This window comes from Jatrophihabitans sp. (genome assembly GCF_036388195.1).
Classification (GTDB): Bacteria; Actinomycetota; Actinomycetes; order Mycobacteriales; family Jatrophihabitantaceae; genus Jatrophihabitans_A.
Genome location: NZ_DASVSG010000075.1, coordinates 1 through 20,518, shown reverse-complemented (window position 1 = coordinate 20,518; position 20,518 = coordinate 1). Strand labels below are relative to the sequence as shown.

17 protein-coding genes and 1 pseudogene are annotated in these 20,518 nt (G+C 70.9%); 14 read left to right on the top strand and 4 right to left on the bottom strand.

The features are described 5' to 3' along the window. The first annotated feature begins 41 nt into the window (after positions 1–41). The 3 genes from VF612_RS07785 to VF612_RS07775 all read left to right on the top strand — a co-directional run bounded on the left by VF612_RS07785 (position 42) and on the right by VF612_RS07775 (position 2,843). Complete coding sequence (locus VF612_RS07785; RefSeq protein ID WP_408659286.1) at positions 42–1,469, top strand: HNH endonuclease signature motif containing protein; 1,428 nt, start codon at positions 42–44, stop codon at positions 1,467–1,469. Continuing rightward, the gene (locus tag VF612_RS07780; RefSeq protein WP_408659285.1) at positions 1,432–2,379 is read left to right on the top strand and encodes a proline iminopeptidase-family hydrolase; all 948 of its coding nucleotides are present in this window, start codon (positions 1,432–1,434) and stop codon (positions 2,377–2,379) included. The genes VF612_RS07785 and VF612_RS07780 overlap by 38 nt, the downstream gene beginning before the upstream one ends. A gap of 203 nt (positions 2,380–2,582) precedes the next feature. Then, on the top strand, positions 2,583–2,843 hold the full coding sequence (locus VF612_RS07775; RefSeq protein WP_408659284.1) for a PspC domain-containing protein: 261 nt from the start codon (positions 2,583–2,585) through the stop codon (positions 2,841–2,843). A gap of 78 nt (positions 2,844–2,921) precedes the next feature. Here VF612_RS07775 and VF612_RS07770 read toward each other — a convergent pair whose 3' ends face one another. The 3 genes from VF612_RS07770 to VF612_RS07760 all read right to left on the bottom strand — a co-directional run bounded on the left by VF612_RS07770 (position 2,922) and on the right by VF612_RS07760 (position 4,555). Continuing rightward, a complete protein-coding gene (locus VF612_RS07770) occupies positions 2,922–3,698 on the bottom strand; it encodes an aminoglycoside adenylyltransferase family protein (RefSeq protein WP_408659283.1) in 777 nt (258 codons plus the stop codon). 108 nt (positions 3,699–3,806) lie between these two features. Beyond that, the gene (locus tag VF612_RS07765) at positions 3,807–3,962 is read right to left on the bottom strand and encodes a hypothetical protein (protein WP_408659282.1); all 156 of its coding nucleotides are present in this window, start codon (positions 3,960–3,962) and stop codon (positions 3,807–3,809) included. A gap of 164 nt (positions 3,963–4,126) precedes the next feature. Next, complete coding sequence (locus VF612_RS07760; protein ID WP_408659281.1) at positions 4,127–4,555, bottom strand: PPOX class F420-dependent oxidoreductase; 429 nt, start codon at positions 4,553–4,555, stop codon at positions 4,127–4,129. A gap of 134 nt (positions 4,556–4,689) precedes the next feature. Between VF612_RS07760 and VF612_RS07755 the strand changes: the two genes are divergently transcribed. Genes VF612_RS07755 through VF612_RS07745 form a run of 3 tightly spaced genes read left to right on the top strand, consistent with a single transcriptional unit; the run spans position 4,690 to position 7,522 of the window. Next, positions 4,690–5,793, top strand: coding sequence for a transcriptional regulator (locus VF612_RS07755; RefSeq protein WP_408659280.1), 1,104 nt, complete (start codon positions 4,690–4,692; stop codon positions 5,791–5,793). Then, complete coding sequence (locus tag VF612_RS07750; RefSeq protein ID WP_408659279.1) at positions 5,793–6,710, top strand: ABC transporter ATP-binding protein; 918 nt, start codon at positions 5,793–5,795, stop codon at positions 6,708–6,710. Before VF612_RS07755 ends, VF612_RS07750 begins: the two co-directional genes overlap by 1 nt. Then, the gene (locus VF612_RS07745) at positions 6,707–7,522 is read left to right on the top strand and encodes an ABC transporter permease (protein WP_408659278.1); all 816 of its coding nucleotides are present in this window, start codon (positions 6,707–6,709) and stop codon (positions 7,520–7,522) included. The genes VF612_RS07750 and VF612_RS07745 overlap by 4 nt, the downstream gene beginning before the upstream one ends. Here VF612_RS07745 and VF612_RS07740 read toward each other — a convergent pair. Further along, the gene (locus VF612_RS07740) at positions 7,512–8,324 is read right to left on the bottom strand and encodes a lipase family alpha/beta hydrolase (RefSeq protein WP_408659277.1); all 813 of its coding nucleotides are present in this window, start codon (positions 8,322–8,324) and stop codon (positions 7,512–7,514) included. The genes VF612_RS07745 and VF612_RS07740 overlap by 11 nt on opposite strands. Positions 8,325–8,428: 104 nt before the next feature. On the opposite strand from VF612_RS07740, the gene VF612_RS07735 reads away from it, so the two are divergent. The 8 genes and pseudogenes from VF612_RS07735 to VF612_RS07700 form a co-directional block, all read left to right on the top strand. After that, positions 8,429–8,863 (top strand): NfeD family protein, encoded by a 435-nt coding sequence (locus VF612_RS07735; protein ID WP_408659276.1) that lies wholly within the window; start codon positions 8,429–8,431, stop codon positions 8,861–8,863. A 37-nt stretch (positions 8,864–8,900) separates the two neighbouring features. Further along, positions 8,901–10,214, top strand: coding sequence for an SPFH domain-containing protein (locus tag VF612_RS07730; RefSeq protein ID WP_408659275.1), 1,314 nt, complete (start codon positions 8,901–8,903; stop codon positions 10,212–10,214). A gap of 335 nt (positions 10,215–10,549) precedes the next feature. After that, positions 10,550–12,673: a glycogen debranching protein GlgX gene (glgX, locus tag VF612_RS07725; RefSeq protein WP_408659274.1), complete on the top strand. Its 2,124-nt coding sequence runs from the start codon at positions 10,550–10,552 to the stop codon at positions 12,671–12,673. Beyond that, the gene (gene treY / locus VF612_RS07720; protein WP_408659273.1) at positions 12,670–15,009 is read left to right on the top strand and encodes a malto-oligosyltrehalose synthase; all 2,340 of its coding nucleotides are present in this window, start codon (positions 12,670–12,672) and stop codon (positions 15,007–15,009) included. Before glgX ends, treY begins: the two co-directional genes overlap by 4 nt. A gap of 87 nt (positions 15,010–15,096) precedes the next feature. Continuing rightward, positions 15,097–16,863 (top strand): malto-oligosyltrehalose trehalohydrolase, encoded by a 1,767-nt coding sequence (treZ, locus tag VF612_RS07715; protein ID WP_408659272.1) that lies wholly within the window; start codon positions 15,097–15,099, stop codon positions 16,861–16,863. A gap of 130 nt (positions 16,864–16,993) precedes the next feature. Beyond that, entirely contained in the window at positions 16,994–18,835 is a 1,842-nt protein-coding gene (treS, locus tag VF612_RS07710; protein ID WP_408659271.1) for a maltose alpha-D-glucosyltransferase, read from the top strand. Beyond that, on the top strand, positions 18,832–20,211 hold the full coding sequence (locus tag VF612_RS07705) for a maltokinase N-terminal cap-like domain-containing protein (RefSeq protein ID WP_408659270.1): 1,380 nt from the start codon (positions 18,832–18,834) through the stop codon (positions 20,209–20,211). The genes treS and VF612_RS07705 overlap by 4 nt, the downstream gene beginning before the upstream one ends. Continuing rightward, positions 20,208–20,518, top strand: a pseudogene (locus VF612_RS07700) (hypothetical protein); the annotation flags it as partial. The gene VF612_RS07705 and the pseudogene VF612_RS07700, both read left to right, overlap by 4 nt.

Below are 20,518 nucleotides of genomic sequence, written 5' to 3'. Positions count from 1 at the left end.
TTGCTATAAGTATTGTCGTACCCCTGGTCTAGATCTCAGGTATGACGACGGCGTTGGCGAGTGCGGTTCCGGCTCTGGCCGATGCCGCGCTGGCCGCCGTTTCCGAGTTGGCCACAGCCGACCTGTCGGCGCTCGATGAGAGCCAACTGCTGGACCTGATCCGTACCGTGGAGAGGCTTCGCCGCAAGGTCGAGGCCTTCGACAACGTCGCCATCCCGGAGTTGGAAGCCCGCGGCATCCCAGCTCGGTACGTGCTGAGAGGTACCAGTCAGTTCGTCGCGGGGCTGCTCAACCTGGCGCCATCGGAGAGCGGAGCGCGGGTCAGGCACGCCCACGAGCTCGGGGTCCGGGTGCAGCTGTCCGGCGGAAGGGGCGAGCCGCTGCTGCCCGTACTGGCGGCTGCCCGGGTCGTCGGTGTGGTGTCGGCCAAGCAGACAGACGTGATCATCCGCTGCCTCGGCAAGCTGCGCGGCGCCGGGCTGCCCGTCGACGAGTTGGCCAAGGCCGAGACGTTCCTGGTCGAACAGGCCGAACTCTTCGACGCCGGCACCCTTGCCGGAATCGCCAGGCAGCTGCTGGACACCCTGCTTCCGGACGGAACGCTGGCTGACGAGCAGTGGCAGCAGCGCCGCCGGTTCTTGACCTGCGTTCCGAACGGCGAGGGGATGCACCGGCTGACCGCGGACCTGGATTGCGAGACAGCCGCCTTGGCGCTCGCCGTCCTGCACTCGCTGGCGGCGCCGAAGCCCGCGTCCCATGGCGACCACGACGAGCGCACCGCCGGTCAGCGCATGCATGACGCGTTCCGGTCGGTGTTGAAGATGGCGCTGCGGTCAGCGGAGCTCCCCCGGTCGGCAGGCCTGCCGGCCACCGTGCTGATCACCATGACCGCCGAGCAGTTCGAAACCCGGACCGGCCTGGCAGCGACCAGCTTCGGGCAGAAGATGTCCGTCGACCAGGCGCTACGGATAACCGACCAGGCCTGCATCGCCTGGGTGGTGCACAACAGCAAGGGCGGCGTCCTGAACTACGGCACCACCCAGCGATGCGCCACCGAGAAGCAGGCCCTGGCGCTGATCGCGCGGGACCAGGGCTGCGCGTTTCCCGGCTGTACGGACCCGCCGGAGTGGACCGAGAAGCACCATGTGGTGCCGTGGTCCCAGGGCGGCCGGACCGACTTGGACAACTTGTGCCTGCTCTGCGACTTCCACCATGACCGGATCGACAGCCATGGCTGGCGCGTCACCATGCTCGACGGCATGCCCTGGTTCATCCCCCGGCCTGGCTCGACCCCGCCCAGGCGCCAAGGCGTAATGACAGGCTCAACTCGCGATGAGTCAGCTGCGACCGGGCCTGGCGCGATGCGCCGTCGGGCTGCAAGGCTCGGGATGCGACGCCATCCGGGCGGCACGAGGAGGAGCGCTTCCCACAATGACCGAGCATCTGTCCGACTACATCCTGCCGGCTGACCGCGAGGGCGTCATCACCTTCGACGGCTCACAGACCTGGTACCGCGTCACCGGCGATCTCGACAGCGGAGCCGTCCCGCTGGTGGTCGTGCACGGCGGCCCCGGCTGCACGCACGACTACCTGCTCCGGCTCAGCGCGCTGGCACGCGACGGGCGCCCGGTGGTCCACTACGACCAGATCGGCAACGGCAGGTCCACCCACCTTCCAGACGCAGATCCGGGCTACTGGACGGTCGAGCTCTTCGTCGCCGAGCTGGACACCCTCCTGATGGGCCTGGGTATAGCCGACTCCTACCACCTGCTCGGCCAGTCCTGGGGCGGCATGCTCGGTGCCGAGTTCGCGGTTCGCCGACCGGCCGGCCTGCAGCGGCTGGTCATCGCCGACTCGCCGGCTTCGATGCGGCTGTGGACCGTGGCGGCAGATTCGCTGCGCGCCGAGTTGCCGCCCAAGGTCGAGGAGACCCTGCGCCGACACGAGGAGGCGGAAACCACGGAGTCGCCGGAGTACCGGGAGGCGATGCAGGTGTACTACGACCGCCACGTCTGCCGGGTGGTCCCCAATCCACCTGAGGTCGCGGTGAGCTTCGCCGCGATCGATGACAACCCGACCGTGTACTACACGATGAACGGCCCGAGCGAGTTCCACAGCATCGGTTCGCTGCGGGACTGGTCGGTCATCGACCGGCTGCCGCAGATCGACGTCCCCACCCTGGTCATCTCCGGCCACCACGACGAGGCGGCGCCAGTCGCGGTGCGGCCGTTCGTCGAGCAGATTCCCGACGTGCGCTGGCGGATCTTCGCCGAATCCAGCCACCTGCCTCACGTCGAGGAGACCGAGCGCTTCCTGTCGGTGGTCCGCAGTTTCCTCGACGGCGCCGAACCCGAGGGCGCTGATCCTGTCTGGTCCTGACCGGCTCGGCCGGCACGCTGCTCCTCGCGGGCCTGGCGCAGTGGGGGTCTGCACCCTCGCCTGCCCCTGACCCGCCGATCGCGAGAGCGAGGGTGAATCTCAGGGCCGACCCGGAGGTCAGAAGGCTTCCCTCAACCGATGCTTGGTACATCGAGCCGCACCGAGCGGGCGATCACCAAACATTCAAAGGGGAAACGAAGATCATGGGATCCATCCACAACCTATTCCGCAGCCACGGGCTCACCCGCGCGAGCGAGGGGCGCATCCTCGGCGGGGTCTGCGCAGGACTCGGCCGCAGGATCGGCCTGGACCCCTGGCCGGCCAGGCTGCTGTTCGTGCTGCTCCTGCTGGTTCTGCCCGGCTGCCCGGTGCTGCTCTACCCGATCCTCTGGATCCTCATGCCGAAGGACCTGCCCGGCGAGGTCAGCATCGCCACCCCGGACCCGACGGCGCCTGCTGCCTGAGCCTGCCTGCGGGCCGCACTATCTTCCACGTCATCGGCGCGCTAGCCGCATAAGCGTTTACCGGCGCGGCTAGCGGTTCTACCGATCAGCGATCCGGTCGATCGCGCGAACGAGCTCCTCCCCCAGCCGCCTGACCTCAGGCTGAAGATCGTCCCAGCTGTCGTGCTCATGTCCGAGGTACACCGCCCGAGCGCGGATCAGGGCAGCCCTGCGCTCGGACGGCAGGCGATCCAGCACCCAGGTGGCGGCCACGTCCTTGGACGCGATGTCCCCGGTGGCCAGCGTCAGCCAGATGCGGGCCAGCGTCAAAAGCACATTGGTGGTGTCCGTCGCGGCCTCCGAGAGGAGGCGGGGCACATCGCTGACCAGCGCTCGATCCAGGTCCTGGCGTGGCACCGGATCCAGCAGAGCGGCCGGCTGGGGGCCAACCAGCGGCCGGTTGCCCAGCAACGTCATCGTCACCAGCAGCGCGAGGCCCGGATCGTCGAAGGGCGAGGGCACCGTGCCCTGCTCGTACTCGTCCCGGAGCCACTCGCCGTACTGGAAGTCGCACCTGGGTGGGTAGCGCCACGGACGGACGTCAGACCCGACCACGATGGTCAGCTCGACCGGCCGGGCCGGGCCGAGCGCTGCCCGCGAGCCCGAGATTGCCATGATCCTTCGCACGAGCATCGCGCGTTCGTGCTGATGCGTGGGCTCCGACACGACACACAGCACGTCCAGGTCGCTGCGCGGCCGCAGCCCACCCAGTACCGCCGACCCATGCAGGTACGCCCCGATCAGGTTGTCACCGACGACGTCCTGGACGATCCGGACGACGTCCATCGAGTTGCCTGCAGGGGCGGCAAAGGTCATGTCGCGCAGGCTAGCGGCGGTGCCACCGGCACAGAAGCGGCACCCAGACGTGACCATCGGCCGCCCCGTCAAGGTGTGGCCGCGCTGATACGGGCCCGTCCAGGCGGGCTACCTGCTGCGCCGGGCCATCCGCACGCAGAACGCAAGAGCGCCGATGACCAGCACGCCGCCGATGCCCTGAAGGCCCGGCGAGTCATCGCCTTCGCCGTACACGACGGCAGCGACACCGACCGCGATGGCGAGGACGGCGACTAGGTACTTCATGGATCTCCCTCGGCTCATTCCTCGACGAACTCAACCAGGTCGCCGGGCTGGAAGTCGAGCACCCCGGCACACGACCTCCAGGGTGCTGAATCGCAGGGTGCTGAATCGCAGGGTGCTGAATCGCATAGCCCTGGCAGGCCGTTCTTCAGCACCGCCATGCGCGGTCAACCCATCAGGTCGGCGACCGCGACGATCTTGTCCGGCCGCAGCCTGACCAGCAGCTCGCCCGGGACCGCGTTGCGGCGGCCGTACTGCTCGGCCTCGGCGTCGCCGACGTAGCGGCGGGCGATGGCGATCGACAGCGGCAGCATCTCCTCGAGGTCTTCGGAGATCGTGACGCTGCCCTCGACCATCACGAACGCGTACGGCGGCTCCTCCAGATCGACGGTCAGCGCCGCTCGCGGGTCCCGGCGCAGGGTGCGGCCCTTGACGGTGTCCGCGCCGGTCATGAAGACCAGGTCGTCGCCGTCCAGGACGAACCAGATCGGCGTCACGTGCGGTCGGCCATCGGCCCGGCTGGTGGCCAGCTTGCCGGTGCGGCTGCCCTCGGCCAGGAACGCTCGGGCCTGCTCGTCAGTCATCGGATGTGCCATAGGAAGCACTATGCAGCAGCCGGCTGGGTCCGGCAGCCCACCGCCAGGCAGCAGCCGCGCCCGCGTGCGGCGATCGGCCCGAGCGATTGACCGGACGGTCGAACAAGCTGCGGTCGCCTGACGTACGGTGAGGAGTGACCACCGTCCGGCGCTGGCTCGCCGTGCTCGCCGCGACCGCGGTGCTGGCCGCGCTGCCGTCGGTGGTGGCCTCGCTGCCCGCCAGGACCGGCGACATCTCTGCAGCTGACCTGCTGCGGCGGATCACCTCCTCGGCCGGCCGGCCCTACAGCGGCTACGCCGAATCGACCGGCGGACTGGCGCTGCCGGTGACCAGCCGGTTCGGCTCGCTCGCCGACCTGTTCGGCGGCCGCACCCAGCTGCGGGTCTGGTACCGCTCCAGCTCGAACTGGCGGGTCGACGCGGTCAGCTTCGCCGGCGAGGTCGACATCCACCATGACGAGAGCGGCGACTGGACCTGGGACTACGAGTCGAACACGGTGGACCGGACCGGCTCGCCGGTGGCCCCGCAGGTCAGGCTGCCGGCCGCGGCCGACCTGCTGCCACCCGAGCTCGGCCGCCGGCTGCTGAGCCAGGCCGAGCCGGGCGAGGCGAGCAGGATCGGCTCAGACCGGATCGCCGGCCGGAGCGCGCCCGGCCTGCGGATCACCCCGGACCAGGCCGTCAGCAGCATCGCCGCCGTCGACGTCTGGGCCGACCCCGGCACCGGCCTGCCGCTGCGGGTCGAGGTGCACGGCAAGCAGCCCGGCGCCCCGGTGATGGCCAGCACCTTCCTGGACTTCTCCCCCGCCGAGCCGCCGGCGTCGGCCACCGCGTTCGACCCGCCGGCCGACGCCCGGCTGTCGGACCGGGCGACCCGGGACCTGGTCACCGTCATCGACCAGCTGGGCGCGGTGGTGCCGCCGGACCGGGTGGCAGGGCTGGACCGCAACCGGCAGCTGCCGACGCTCGGCAGCGTCGGGGTGTACGGCCGCGGGGTGACCGAGCTGGTCGCGGTGCCGCTGCCGGGCCGGCTCGCCTACGGGTTGCGCGGGGACCTGGCCGAGGCCATCGGCGCCGACCCGGACGAGCCGCGGCTGGCCCTGTCGGTCGGCCCGCTCAACCTGCTGCTGTCCTGGCCCGGCCGCCGGGACTCCGCGTGGCTGCTGGTCGGCACCGTCACCCCCGAGACGCTGGCCGCCGCCGCTCCCCAGCTGCCCGACCATCCGGAGCTGTCCTGATGATCGCCACCCACAGCCTGACCAAGCGGTTCGGCTCGCTGACCGCGGTCGATTCGGTCGACCTGGACGTCCGCCCCGGTGACATCTACGGCTTCCTCGGCGCGAACGGCTCCGGCAAGACCACCACGGTGCGGATGCTGCTGGGCCTGGTGATGGCCACCTCGGGCAGCATCGAGCTGCTCGGCCAGCCGATCCCAGCAGCAGCCGGCCGGGTGCTGGGCCAGGTGGGCGCCATGGTGGAGGGGCCGGGCGCCTACGGCCACCTGTCCGGCCGGGCGAACCTGGAGCTGCTCGACGCCAGCGGCCCCCGGCACGTCCGCGGCGCCCGCCGGGACCGGGCCGGCCGGGTGGCCGAGGCGCTGGAGCAGGTCGGCTTGAGCGGAGTGGGGCGGCGGCCGGTCAAGGCGTACTCGCTCGGGATGCGGCAGCGGCTCGGCCTGGCCGCGGCGCTGATGCGCAAGCCCCGGCTGCTGGTGCTGGACGAGCCCACCAACGGCCTGGACCCCCAGGGCATCCGCGAGATCCGGGACCTGTTGCTGCAGTTGCACGACGCCGGCACCACGATCTTCCTGTCCAGCCACCTGCTGGCCGAGGTGGAGCAGCTGTGCACCCGGGTGGGCGTGCTGGACCGCGGCCGGCTGATCGTGCAGGCCCAGCTCGAACAGTTGCAGGCCCCGACCGGACGCACCCTGGTACGCACCCCGGACCCGACGGCGGCGCTGGCGGTGCTCAACGGCCGGGTCGAGCACCTCGACGGCGAGACGCTGCTGGTGCGCGGCGGGGACCCGGCCGCGGTCAACGCCCTGCTGGTCTCCCAGGGCATCCGGGTCCGCGAGCTGGGACCGGAACGGCGCAGCCTGGAACAGACCGTGCTGGAGCTGACCGGGCCCAGCGCCGACCGGGTGAGCGCCCCATGATCCGGGTCGAGCTGCTCAAGCTGTTCCGCCGTCCCCGCACCTGGATGACCATCGGGCTGCTCGACGCGCTGCCGACCATCGTGGCGATCCTGCTGGCCATCACCGGCGTCGGCCCGCGCCCTGGCCAGGGGCCGGCGTTCCTGTCGGCGGTGCTGGCCAACGGCTCGCTGTTCGCCGTCGCGGCGCTGGCCATCGTGCTGCCGCTGTTCCTGCCGATCGCGGTGGCCGTGGTGGCCGGTGACACCATCGCCGGCGAAGCCCAGGGCGGCACCCTGCGCTACCTGCTGATCCGGCCGGTCGGGCGGACCCGGTTGCTGGTCGCCAAGCTGGTCTCGGTCTTCGCCTTCGTCTGCGTGGCGGTGGTGGTGGTGGCCAGCACCGGGTACTTCGTGGGCCGGCTGCTGCTCGGCAACCAGCCGCTGTCGGCCGCGGTCACCAGCGTCTCGGGCACCAGCCTGACCTCGAGCCAGATCGCCGGCCGGACGCTTCTCGCGATCGGCTACGTCGCGTTCTCGATGCTCGGCGTCGCCGCGGTCGCGCTGTTCCTCTCGACCGTGACCGACTCGGCGCTGTCGGCCACCATGGGCGCCCTGGCGATCCTGATCGGGTCCTCGTTGCTGCTGACCATCGACGCCTCCCGCGCGCTGCAGCCCTACCTGCCGACCCGGTACTGGCTGTCGTTCATCGACCTGTTCCGCGACCCGATCCTGTGGCGCAACGTGCTGCGCGGGGTGGCGCTGCAGGGCGTCTACGTCGCCGTGCTGCTCGGCGCCGCCTGGGCGAACTTCACCACCAAGGACGTCACGAGCTGAGCCGGGCGCAGTCCCGGGCGGTCAGCTGCACCGCCGGCGAGGACTGCAGCTCGGCAGCCACCATGGCCGCCACCAGCGGATCGGTCGGCAACTGCGCGTGGGTCACCGCCGAGGCCGGGCAGACGCTCTGGATCTCGATGTTGATCCCGCCGGCGAGCACGGCGGAGCTGGGCGGGATGACCACCTCGTCGTTGCTGGACCACAGCGAGACGAACACCGGGCCGTCCGGCACCTCATCGCCGGAGCCGGCGTTCAGCCCGGCCAGCAGGTCGCTGCGCGGGTCGAGCTGCTGGCAGGCGGCCGGGCACTGGCCCGCGAACAGCGCCCCGATGCTCGCCAGCTGGGTGCCGTGCTGCGGGGAGCCCAGGCTGACCACCCGCCGCACCGGGGCCCGGTCGCGGCCCTGGCTCAACCACAGCCGGGCGACCACACCGCCGGCCGAGTAGCCCACCACGTCCACCGACGCGGCGCCGGTCCGGTCGATCGCGCCCCGGGCGGCGGCGGCCAGCGCCTGCGCCTGGGCGGCCAGGTCCCCCTGGCCGTTGCCGGGCAGGCTGACGACCTCGACGTCCTTGCCCTGCTCGCGCAACCGGGCCGCCAGCACGCCCAGTCCGCTGGTCGAGCCGCCGTAGCCCGGGACCAGCAGCACCGGTCCGGGCAGGTTCTGCGGGGCCGTCGGCAGGGCGTCCCGGCCGGCTCCCCGGGTGAGCGTCCCGGCAAGCACCGCGATCACCGCGATCACGACGGCGGCGCAGCAGCCCAGCACCAGACGGCGGCGGGCCGGGGCCAGCGAGCTGAGCATCGACTCATTGTGAGGCACGCGCGCAGCACGCCGGTCATAACGAGATGACCCGTATCGGGCCAAAGGCCGTGCCGTCCGGCTCGGGCGCATGGTTCGATGGGCTCATGCAAGCCTGGCTGATCTGGCTGATCGTCGCTGCCGTGCTGGCCGGCGCCGAGACCCTGTCGCTGGACCTGGTGCTGATCATGTGCGCCGGCGGCGCGGCGGCCGGCGGGATCAGCGCCGCGGCCGGCCTGCCGCCGGCCGCTCAGGTCGCGATCGCCATCGCCGGCGCGCTGGCGCTGCTGCTGTTCCTCCGGCCGGTCGCCAAGCGGCACCTGACCAGCAGCGGCACCGCCCGGACCGGAGTCGAAGCCCTGATCGGCGCCCAGGCGATCGTGACCAGCAAGGTCGATGCCCGCGACGGCCGGGTCCGGCTCGGCGGCAGCGAATGGTCTGCCAAGGCCTACGACAGCAGCCAGGTGATCCCGGTCGGCAGCAGCGTCCAGGTGATCGAGATCTCCGGCGCCACCGCGATCGTCTGGGACAGTTCATCCTGAGCCACACAGATCCACCACACACAAGGGGGAAGCCGGCATGGATGGGATCCTGTTCGCCGTCCTGATCATCGCGGTGCTCGTAATCCTGACCCTGACGCGCAGCGTGCGGATCGTCCCGCAGGCCCGCGCGGCCGTGGTCGAGCGGCTGGGCCGCTACACCCGCACCCAGGGGCCGGGCGTGGCGGTGCTGCTGCCCTTCGTGGACCGGATGCGGCCGCTGATCGACATGCGCGAGCAGGTGGTCAGCTTCCCGCCGCAGCCGGTGATCACCTCCGACAACCTGACGGTCGGCATCGACTCGGTGATCTACTTCCAGGTCACCGATCCGCGGGCGGCCACCTACGAGATCCAGAACTACATCCAGGCCGTCGAGCAGCTCACCATCACCACGCTGCGCAACGTGGTCGGCTCGCTGAACCTGGAGCAGACCCTGACCAGCCGGGACGGCATCAACACCCAGCTGCGCGGCGTGCTGGACGAGGCGACCGGACCCTGGGGCATCCGGGTGGCCCGGGTCGAGATCAAGGCCATCGAGCCGCCGGCCTCGATCCGGGACGCGATGGAGAAGCAGATGCGCGCCGACCGGGACAAGCGGGCCATCATCCTGACGGCGGAGGGCCAGCGGGAGTCGGCCATCAAGACGGCCGAGGGCCAGAAGGCCGCGCAGATCCTGTCGGCCGAGGGCGCCAAGACCGCGGCGATCCTGTCGGCCGAGGCCGAGCGGCAGTCCAAGATCCTGCGCGCCGAGGGCGAGCGGGCCGCCCGCTATCTCAGCGCCCAGGGTGAGGCCAAGGCGATCGAGACCACCTTCAACGCCATCCACGCAGCCAAGCCCGACCCCGCGCTGCTGGCCTACCAGTACCTGCAGACGCTGCCGCAGATCGCGCGGGGCGACGCCAACAAGATGTGGATCGTGCCGAGCGAGTTCTCCAAGGCCCTGGAAGGCCTCTCCGGCCTGGCCGGGTCGGTCGGCTCCACGGGTGGCTCCGGCGACGGCGACGGCACGCCGTCCTGGCTGGCCGTGACCGGCCCCGGCGCCAACGGCGGCTCGGGAGCCGACGGCGGGGAGAAGATCGCCACCGACGGCTGGTTCGACTCGAACCTGCCCCCGGCCGCCCTGCAGCCCGAGGCCGGCAACCTGCGCGCCTCCGACCAGGACCCGGAGTCGGTGCTGGCGCACCAGGGCCTGGCCGCCGCGACCGCCGCGGCCGGGATCGGCGCCGCCGGCACGGCCACCGCTGGAACCGCCACCGCGATCGGTCCGGCGGCGCTGCCCGGCCCGGCGCCGGACCCGAGCGGATCCCGCACCTCTCCCGACGTCGCGCAGGCACGGCCAACCCAGGACCGGTAACCCCCGAGCCGTCTCGCGGCTGGTAGGCCAGGGCTCTTTCCGTTGCTACGCCAGCCCTCTATTCCGCTGGTACGCCAGCGCTCTATTCCGCTGGTAGGCCAGCGCTCTTTGCGCTGGTAGGCCAGCGCTCTTTCCGCTGCTACGCCAAGGGTCTCTGCGACTCCTAAGCCCAGTGGCCAGCGGGGCCCGGAGCCGGGTCCGAGGCTGTCCCCCGCCCGGTCTAGGATGGACGGTCGAGGCTCGGTGCCATGCACGAGCCGCCGCTCGTCTGGCCAATTGCGAGCATCCGGTGAACGCTGAAGGTCTCGGCGTTTGCGCGATTCGAGGGGATCCACATGCAAATCTGGCCAGGCACCGCGTACCCGCTGGGCGCGACGTACGACGGTTCAGGCACCAACTTCGCGCTGTTCAGCGAGGTCGCCTCACGGGTCGAGCTGTGCCTGTTCGACACCGACGGCGCCGAGACCCGGATCGACCTCCCCGAGGTGGACGGCCTGGTCTGGCACGCGTTCATCCCGGGCATCGAGCCGGGCCAGCTCTACGGCTACCGGGTGCACGGCCCGCACGCCCCCGAGCACGGCCAGCGGTGCAACCCCAACAAGCTGCTGCTGGACCCCTACGCCAAGGCCATCGACGGTCACTTCCACTGGGACCAGCCGCTGTTCGGCTACAACTTCGGCGACCCCGACAGCCGCAACGACGACGACTCCGCCGCGCACATGCCCAAGTCGGTGGTGATCAGCCCGTTCTTCGACTGGGGCGTCGACCGGCCGCCGAAGCGGCAGTACGCCGACACCGTCATCTACGAGGCGCACGTCAAGGGCCTCACCCAGCGGCACCCGGACCTGCCCGAAGAGATGCGGGGCACCTACGCCGGGGTGGCGCATCCGGTGATCATCGAGCACCTGCAGTCGATGGGGGTGACCGCGATCGAGCTGATGCCGGTGCACCACTTCGCCAACGACGCGATCCTGCTCGACCGGGGCCTGACCAACTACTGGGGCTACAACACCATCGGCTTCCTGGCGCCGGACTCCAAGTACAGCTCCTCGCGCACCCCGGGCGGCCAGGTGCAGGAGTTCAAGGCGATGGTCCGCGCGCTGCACGCCGCCGACATCGAAGTCATCCTGGACGTCGTCTACAACCACACGGCCGAAGGCAACCACCTGGGCCCGACGGTGAGCTTCCGCGGCATCGACAACGCCGCCTACTACCGGCTGGAGGAGAGCGACCAGCGCTACTACACCGACTACACCGGCACCGGCAACAGCCTCAACGTCCGGCACCCGCACTCGCTGCAGCTGATCATGGACTCGCTGCGCTACTGGGTCACCGAGATGCACGTCGACGGCTTCCGCTTCGACCTCGCGGCCACCCTGGCCCGGGAGTTCTACGACGTCGACCGGCTGTCGAGCTTCTTCGAACTCGTCCAGCAGGACCCGACGGTCAGCCAGGTGAAGCTGATCGCCGAGCCGTGGGACATCGGCCCGGGCGGGTACCAGGTCGGCAACTTCCCGCCGCAATGGACCGAGTGGAACGGCAAGTACCGCGACACCGTCCGGGACTTCTGGCGCGGCGAGCCCGCCACCATCGGCGAGTTCGCGGCCCGGCTGACCGGCTCGGCCGACCTCTACGAGCACTCCGCGCGGCGGCCGGTGGCCAGCATCAACTTCGTCACCGCGCACGACGGGTTCACCCTGCGCGACCTGGTCTCCTACAACGAGAAGCACAACGAGGCCAACGGCGAGGACAACAACGACGGCGAGAGCCACAACCGGTCCTGGAACTGCGGAGTCGAGGGCCCGTCCGACGACCCCGAGATCCTGGAGCTGCGCGCCCGCCAGCAGCGCAACTTCCTCGCCACGCTGTTCCTGTCCCAGGGCGTGCCGATGATCTGCCACGGCGACGAGCTCGGCCGGACCCAGCACGGCAACAACAACGGCTACTGCCAGGACAACGAGCTGACCTGGATCGACTGGGAGGCCGCCGACGCCGACCTGATGGCCTTCACCCGCGCGGTGACCCAGCTGCGCCGTGACCACCCGATGTTCCGCCGCCGGCGATTCTTCGACGGGCGGCCGGTCAAGCGCCAGGGCGAAGGCGCGCCACTGCCCGACATCGCCTGGCTGCGTCCGGACGGCAGCGAGATGACCGAGGACGACTGGGGCGCCGGCTTCGGCCGGGCAGTCGCGGTGTTCCTCAACGGCGACGCCATCCCGGACACCGATGACCGCGGCAGCCGGGTTTCCGACGACTCGTTCATCCTGTGCTTCTCCGCCCATCACGAGCCGATCGAGTTCACTCCGCCCCCGGAACTGGAGCACTCGTCCTGGCAGGTGGTGCTCGACACCGCCCTCTCCGGCGTCGAGGAGGAGGCCGACGTCAAGCCGATCCTTCCCGGGGCCACCGTCACCGTGCAGCCTCGGACCATGGTGGTGCTGCGGAGCCTGGGCGAATGACCCGGGGCGCCGCCGTCCCGAGCTCCACCTACCGCTTGCAGATCCGCGGCCAGTTCTCGCTGTCCGCCGCGGCGGAGCTGGCCGACTACCTGCGCTCGGTCGGGGTCTCGGCGATCTACCTGTCGCCGATCCTGCAGGCCACCTCGGGCTCCGACCACGGCTACGACATCGTCAGCCACCGCCAGGTCGATCCCGAGCGCGGTGGCGAGCAGGGCCGGGTGGCGCTGGCCGCGACCGCCCGAGAGCTCGGCCTGCAGACCGTGGTGGACATCGTCCCCAATCACATGGGAGTGGCCGACGCCGCCCAGAACGAGGCCTGGTGGCAGCTGCTGCGCGACGGGCAGGACTCGGAGTACGCGGCCTGGTTCGACGTCGACTGGAAGGCCGGCAACGGCCGGATCAAGCTGCCGGTGCTGGGCGATGACGCGACAGATGATCAGCTCAGCGTGAGCCTCACCGGTCCCAGTGGCGAGCTGCGCTACTTCGAGCACCGGTTCCCGATCGCCGAGGGCACCGCCAAGCCCGGCGACACCGCAGCCGAGGTGCACGCCCGCCAGCACTACGAGCTGATCGGCTACCGGCGGGCGGACAACGAGCAGAACTACCGCCGGTTCTTCGCCGTCACCGAGCTGGCCGGCATCCGGGTCGAGGACCCGGCGGTATTCGACGCCAGCCATGCCGAGATCCTGCGCTGGGTGCGCGACGGCGACGTCCAGGGCATCCGGATCGACCATCCGGACGGCCTGGCCGACCCGGCCGGGTACCTGGACCGGCTGGCCGCCGCCGCGCCGGACAGCTGGATCACCGTGGAGAAGATCACCGAGCCCGGTGAGCGGCTGCCCGCCGGCTGGCCGGTGGCCGGCACCACCGGCTACGACGCCCTGGCCGAGGTGAACAACCTGCTCTACGACCCGGCGGCCGAGGTCGAGGTCAGCCGCCGCTACGCCGAGCTGACCGGCGACCGGCGGACCTGGGAGGAGCACCTGGAACAGGGCAAGCGGATGGTCGCCGACACCATCCTGCATGCCGAGCTGCTGCGCATCACCCGGGCCGTCCGGCACGCCCAGCCCACGCTGCCGGACAGCGACGAGGAGGTGGTCCGGGCGTTGACCGAGCTGGCCGTCGGCTTCGGGGTCTACCGCTCCTACCACCCGATCGGCGCCGAGCAGCTCGACGCTGCCGCCGAGCTGGCTGCCAGCCGGCGCCCCGAACTCCGGGGCGCCATCACCAACCTGCTGCCGCTGCTGTCCGATGCCGGCACCGAGATCAGCATCCGGTTCGAGCAGGCGACCGGCGCGATCATGGCCAAGGGCGTCGAGGACACCGCCTACTACCGCTACAACCGGGCGGTCGGCCTCAACGAGGTGGGTGGCGACCCCGGTGGCTTCGGCAGCACCACCGCCGAGTTCCATGCCGCCCAGCTCCAGCGCCAGCGGCTGCTGCCGGAGTCGATGACGACGCTGTCCACCCATGACACCAAGCGCAGCGAGGACGTCCGGGCCCGGCTGGCGGTGCTGCCCGAGCTGGGCGAGCGCTGGTACGGCGTCGCCGAGCGGCTGCTGGCCGCCAGCCCCATCCCGCGGCAGGCCTTCGGGTACCTGCTCTGGCAGAGCTTCGCCGGGGCCGGCTGGATCGAGCGAGCCAGGATGCACGCCTACGCCGAGAAGGCGATGCGCGAGGCGGCCGAGGGCACCGGCTGGCGCGATCAGGACGCCGGGTTCGAGGCGGCGGTGCACCAGGCGGTGGACCGGGCCTATGACGACCCGGACGTGCACGGGCTGCTCGATGAGCTGCTCGCCGAGATCACCCCGTACGGCTGGTCCAACAGCCTGTCCCAGAAGCTGGTGCAGCTGGCCATGCCCGGGATTCCGGACGTCTACCAGGGCACCGAGCTCTACGACTACTCCCTGGTCGACCCGGACAACCGGCGGCCGGTGGACTTCGAGCTGCGCCGGCAGTTGCTGGCCGGCTTCGACGACGGCTCCTGCAGCACCCCGCCGCTGGAGCAGGCCGGCGCTGCGAAGCTGTGGCTGACCAGCCGGGTGCTGCGCGAGCGCCGGGCGCATCCGGAGCGGTTCAGCAGCTACTTGCCGCTGACCGTCTCCGGCCCGGCCGCCGAGCACGCCGTGGCCTTCGACCGGGGCGGCGCCGTCGCGGTGGCCACCCGGCTGCCGGTCGGCCTGCAGCGCGCCGGGGGCTGGCAGGACACCGTGCTCGAGCTGGGACCGGGACGCTACCTCGACCAGCTCACCGGCGAGCAGCACCAGGGCGCGGTCGCGATGGCCGAGCTGCTGCGGCGCTATCCGGTGGCGTTCCTCACTCCGGCCGAGGACTGAGCACCCCGAGTACCGCAGCAACCAGCGACACGGCCTGAACACCCAGGCTCAGAGGATCGACAGCAAGAACGCGAGGCGAGGACGAGGATGCGACCCGCAGTGTGGGCACCGAAGACCAGCCAGGTCCGGGCAGTTCTCGGCGACGGCGGCCGAATCCAGGAGCTGGCCCCCGACCCGGCCCGGCCGGGCTGGTGGCAGCTGGACGCCGACCTGACGCCGGGCACCCGGTACGGCTACCTGCTCGACGACTCCGACACCCCGGTTCCGGACCCGCGCTCGCAGCGGCTGCCCGACGGCGTGCACGGCCTGACCGAGGTCTACGACGACACCGCACACCGCTGGCAGGACGGGAGTTGGGCCGGCCGGCAGCTGCCCGGCGCGGTGATCTACGAGATGCACGTGGGCACCTTCACCCCCGGCGCCATCCTGGACTCGGCCATCGAGCGGCTGGATCACCTGGTGTCCCTGGGCATCAGCCACGTCGAGCTGCTGCCGCTGAACGCGGTCAACGGGGTCTGGAACTGGGGCTACGACGGGGTCGCCTGGTACGCCGTGCACGAGCCGTACGGCGGCCCGGACGCGCTCAAGCGGTTCGTCGACGCCTGCCACGGCCGCGGCCTGGCAGTTCTCCTGGACGTCGTCTACAACCACCTCGGCCCCAGCGGCAACTACCTGCCCAACTTCGGGCCCTACCTCAAGACCGGCCGCAACACCTGGGGCGACCTGGTCAACCTGGACGGCCCCGGCAGCGAGGAGGTCCGCCGCTACATCGTGGACAACGCGCTGATGTGGCTGCGCGACTTCCACATCGACGGCCTGCGGCTGGACGCGGTGCACGCCCTGGTGGACTCCTCCGAGACCCACCTGCTCAAGCAGCTGGCCATCGAGGTGGCCGAGCTCAGCGCCTCCGTCGGCCGGCCGCTGCCGCTGATCGCCGAGTCCGACCTCAACGACGCGATGCTGATCACCCCGCGCGAGCAAGGCGGTTACGGCCTGGACGCGCAGTGGGACGACGACGTCCACCACGTCCTGCACGCGATGCTCTCCGGCGAGCGGCACGGCTACTACGCCGACTTCGGCTCGCTGCCGAGCCTGGCCAAGGTGTTCACCCGGGCGTTCTTCCACGACGGCACCTACTCCTCCTTCCGCGGCCGCGACCACGGCAAGCCGGTGGACACCGAGCAGGTGCCGGGCTGGCGGTTCGTCACCTTCCTGCAGGACCACGACCAGGTCGGCAACCGCGCCGCCGGCGACCGGCTGCCGGAGATCACCAGCCCCGGCAGGCTCAAGATCGGCGCGGTGCTGCTGCTCAGCTCGCCGTTCACCCCGATGCTCTGGATGGGTGAGGAGTGGGCGGCCAGCACCCGGTGGCCGTTCTTCACCTCGCATCCGCAGCCGGAGCTGGCCAAGGCGGTCAGCGAGGGCCGGATCGCCGAATTCGCCGACCACGGCTGGGATGTCTCGGCCATGGTGGACCCGCAGGACCCGGCCGCCTATTACGACTCGGTGCTGAACTGGGCAGAGTCCGAGACCGGCGCGCACGCGGAGATGCTCGAGCTGTACCGGACCCTGATCCGGCTGCGCCGGGACGAGCCGAGCCTTGCCGATCCCTGGCTCAACACCGTCCAGGTGGACTTCGACGAGGACCAGGGCTGGCTGGTGGTGCGCCGCGGCGAGTTGCGGGTGGTGGCCAACCTGGCCGGGGAGCAGCGGAGCGTGCCCGTCCCGGGCGCCGTCGAGATCGTGCTGGCCACCGATGCCGCCAGCCTGTCCGGCTCTGCAGGCGGCAGCTCTGCCGACGATGCCTCCGTGCGGCTGGCGGCGGAGTCGGCGGCGATCGTCCGGGTGGGTTGAGCCAGGATGCGCGGCTGCCCGGCGGGAGCGGCCCTGTGAGCGTTTACACCACGTGGCAGACTCGCTGCTGGGCCCCCGCCGCGGCCGGCGGCCCAGCAGCGCAGCCACCGAGAGCCTGAGGAGCGTCGGCATGGAAACCGAGCGAAACCACCCCGTCTCCGCCGTGCCCGATCCGGAGTGGTTCAAGCGAGCGGTGTTCTACGAGGTCCTGGTACGCGGCTTCGCCGATTCCAACGGCGACGGCACCGGCGACCTCAAGGGGCTGACCGGCAAGCTGGATTACCTGCAGTGGCTCGGCGTCGACTGCCTGTGGCTGCCGCCGTTCTATCCTTCGCCGCTGCGTGACGGCGGCTACGACGTCGCCGACTACACCGACGTGCTGCCCGAGTTCGGCACCATCGAGGACTTCCGCGAATTCCTCAACGCCGCCCACGACCGGGGCATCCGGGTGATCATCGACTTCGTCATGAACCACACCTCCGATCAGCACCCGTGGTTCCAGGAGTCGCGCCGCGATCCCGACGGCCCGTACGGCGACTTCTACGTCTGGGCCGACGACGACACCCGCTATCCCGAGGCCCGGATCATCTTCGTCGACACCGAGCCGTCCAACTGGACCTTCGACCCGGTGCGCAGGCAGTACTTCTGGCACCGGTTCTTCTCCCACCAGCCGGACCTCAACTTCGACAACCCGGCCGTGGTGGACGCGATCATGGATGCGCTGCGGTTCTGGCTGGATCTCGGGATCGACGGCTTCCGCCTCGATGCGGTGCCCTACCTGTTCGTCCGGGACGGCACGAACGGGGAGAACCTGCCGGAGACCCACGAGGTGCTCAAGCGGGTACGCAAGGAGGTCGACGCCAACTACCCCGACCGGGTGCTGCTCTGCGAGGCCAACCAGTGGCCCGACGACGTCGTGGAGTACTTCGGCGACTACTCCGTCGGCGGCGACGAGTGCCACATGGCCTTCCACTTCCCGGTGATGCCGCGCATCTTCATGGCGGTCCGCCGGGAGAGCCGCTACCCGATCTCGGAGATCCTGGCCCAGACGCCGCCCATCCCGGACAAGTGCCAGTGGGGGATCTTCCTGCGCAACCACGACGAGCTGACCCTGGAGATGGTCACCGACGAGGAACGCGACTACATGTGGAGCGAGTACGCCCAGGACCCGCGGATGAAGGCCAACATCGGCATCCGCCGGCGGCTGGCCCCGCTGCTGGACAACGACCTGAACCGGATCGAGCTGTTCACCGCGCTGCTGCTGTCGCTGCCCGGCTCGCCGGTGCTGTACTACGGCGACGAGATCGGGATGGGCGACAACATCTGGCTCGGCGACCGGGACGGGGTGCGCACCCCGATGCAGTGGACGCCCGACCGCAACGCCGGCTTCTCCAACTGCGATCCGGGCCGGCTGTACCTGCCGGTCAACCTCGACTCGATCTACGGCTACCAGGTCACCAACGTCGAGTCCCAGACCCGCAACACCTCCTCGCTGCTGCACTGGACCCGGCGCATGATCGGGCTGCGCAAGGCCAATCCCGCGTTCGGGCTCGGCACCTTCACCGACCTCGGCGGGTCCAACCCGTGCGTGCTGTCCTTCGTCCGCGCCTTCGGCGACGACGTGGTGCTCTGCGTGAACAACCTCTCGCGGTTCCCGCAGGCGGTGGAGCTGGACCTGCGTCCCTGGCAGGGCGTCGAGCCGATCGAGATGACCGGCGGCAGCCACTTCCCGGCGATCGGCGAGCTGCCCTACCTGCTCACGGTGGCCGGCCACGGCTTCTACTGGCTGCGCATCCCGGTGCACCAGCAGGGATTCCGCAGCGGCCTGCCGGCGCCCGAGGGCTCGCTGAGCTCGGACTGGCCGGAGGGTGTCCTGGAGTGGGCCGAGCGGACGCACGGGGCGCCCGCCGGCCAGGAGCACGAGGGCGGCCCCGAGCCGGCCGGCCCGGACCAGGAGGAGGCAGTCCGATGAGGGTCGATACCGCTGAGGTGACCCGGGTGCTGCGGGAGTGGATGGGGCGCCAGCGCTGGTTCGCGGGCAAGTCGCGGGCCTCGACGATCGAGGCCAGGCTGCTGGCCACCCTGACCGACCAGCCGTACCCGGTGCAGATCTGGCTGGCCGACGTCAGCTACGCCGAGGGCATCGAGCACTACCAGGTGCCGCTGGTGATGCGCGCCGAGGCGGTCGAGCAGTTGAGCCACGCCTTCGTGGGCTCGGTGGCCGACGCCGACGGCGGCCCGCCGATCGAGCTGTATGACGCCCTGCACGACAAGGAGGTCACCGGCCTGTGGCTGCGGGCGATGGCCGAGGAGAGCACGGTGGACGGGGTGAGCTTCGTCCGGGTCGCCGATCCCGGGGAGATCCCGGTGTCCGAGCCGAGCCTGGCCCTGACCTCCGAGCAGTCCAACACCTCGCTGGTCTTCGGTGACGCCGCCATCATGAAGGTGTTCCGGCGGCTGGAGGCGGGCCTGAACCCTGACATCGAGATCCATGCCGCGCTCGGCAAGCTGGGCGGGCGGCACGTGGCCAAGCTGATGGGGTATGTGAGTGCCGAGCTGGACTCCCAGACCTGGAGCCTGGCGATGCTGCAGGAGTACATGACCACGGCCTCGGACGGCTGGCAGCTGGCCACCAGCAGCGTGCGAGACCTGATGGCCGAGGCCGACCTGCATGCCGAGGAGGCCGGCGGTGACTTCGCCGCCGAGGCCCACCGGCTCGGGATCTCGACCGCCGAGGTGCATGCCGACCTCGCGACCGCGTTCGGCGCCACCGTGCTCGACAAGGCAGATCTGACCGATCGGGCCGCCGCCATGAACGCCCGGCTGACCGCGGCGCTGGTCGAGGTGCCGGAGCTGGCCGAGGTGGCCGACGGCTTGCGGGAGGCCTACACCGAGTTCGCCGAGCTGCCCGGCAAGGTGCCGGCGCAGCGGGTACACGGCGACCTGCACCTGGGTCAGGTGCTGCGGACCGCGCACCGCTGGGTGATCCTGGACTTCGAGGGCGAGCCGGCCAAGAGCATCAGCGACCGGCAGGCGCACGACTCCCCCATCCGCGATGTCGCCGGCATGCTGCGCAGCTTCGACTACGCGGCCAGGCACCAGCTGATCGACATGGGCAGCACGCCGCAGTCGGAGTTCCGGGCCGCCGAGTGGGCCGAGCGCAATCGCGCGGCGTTCTGCGCCGGCTACGCCGAGGGCGGCGGCCAGGACCCCAAGGAAGCGGCCGTGCTGTTGCGCGCCTTCGAGGCCGACAAGGCGGTCTACGAGTCGGTGTACGAGGCCCGCAACCGTCCCAACTGGCTTCCCATCCCGCTTGCCTCCTTGCACCGATTGGCAGGAACCCCATGAGTAAAAGGCAGAACTCCAGCGGCCCGGCCAAGAAGGCCCCGGCGGGTCCCCGGGCGGCCGCGGCGCCCAAGCGGGGTTCGGCGCCCAGGCCGGGCGGGACTGCCGCGCCGAGCACGCCCCCCGCCCCGGCCGACGCCGAGATCGCGCCCGACATCGCCACGGCGCCGGAGGCGACGACCGCGGCCAGCACTCCGGCCGATGCGCCGGTCGCAGGTGGGCCGGCCGATGCCGAGATTCCGGCTGACATCGCCACCGCGCCGGAGGCGAGGACCACGGCCGGAGCTCCGGGCGACAGGGGCGCTGCTGC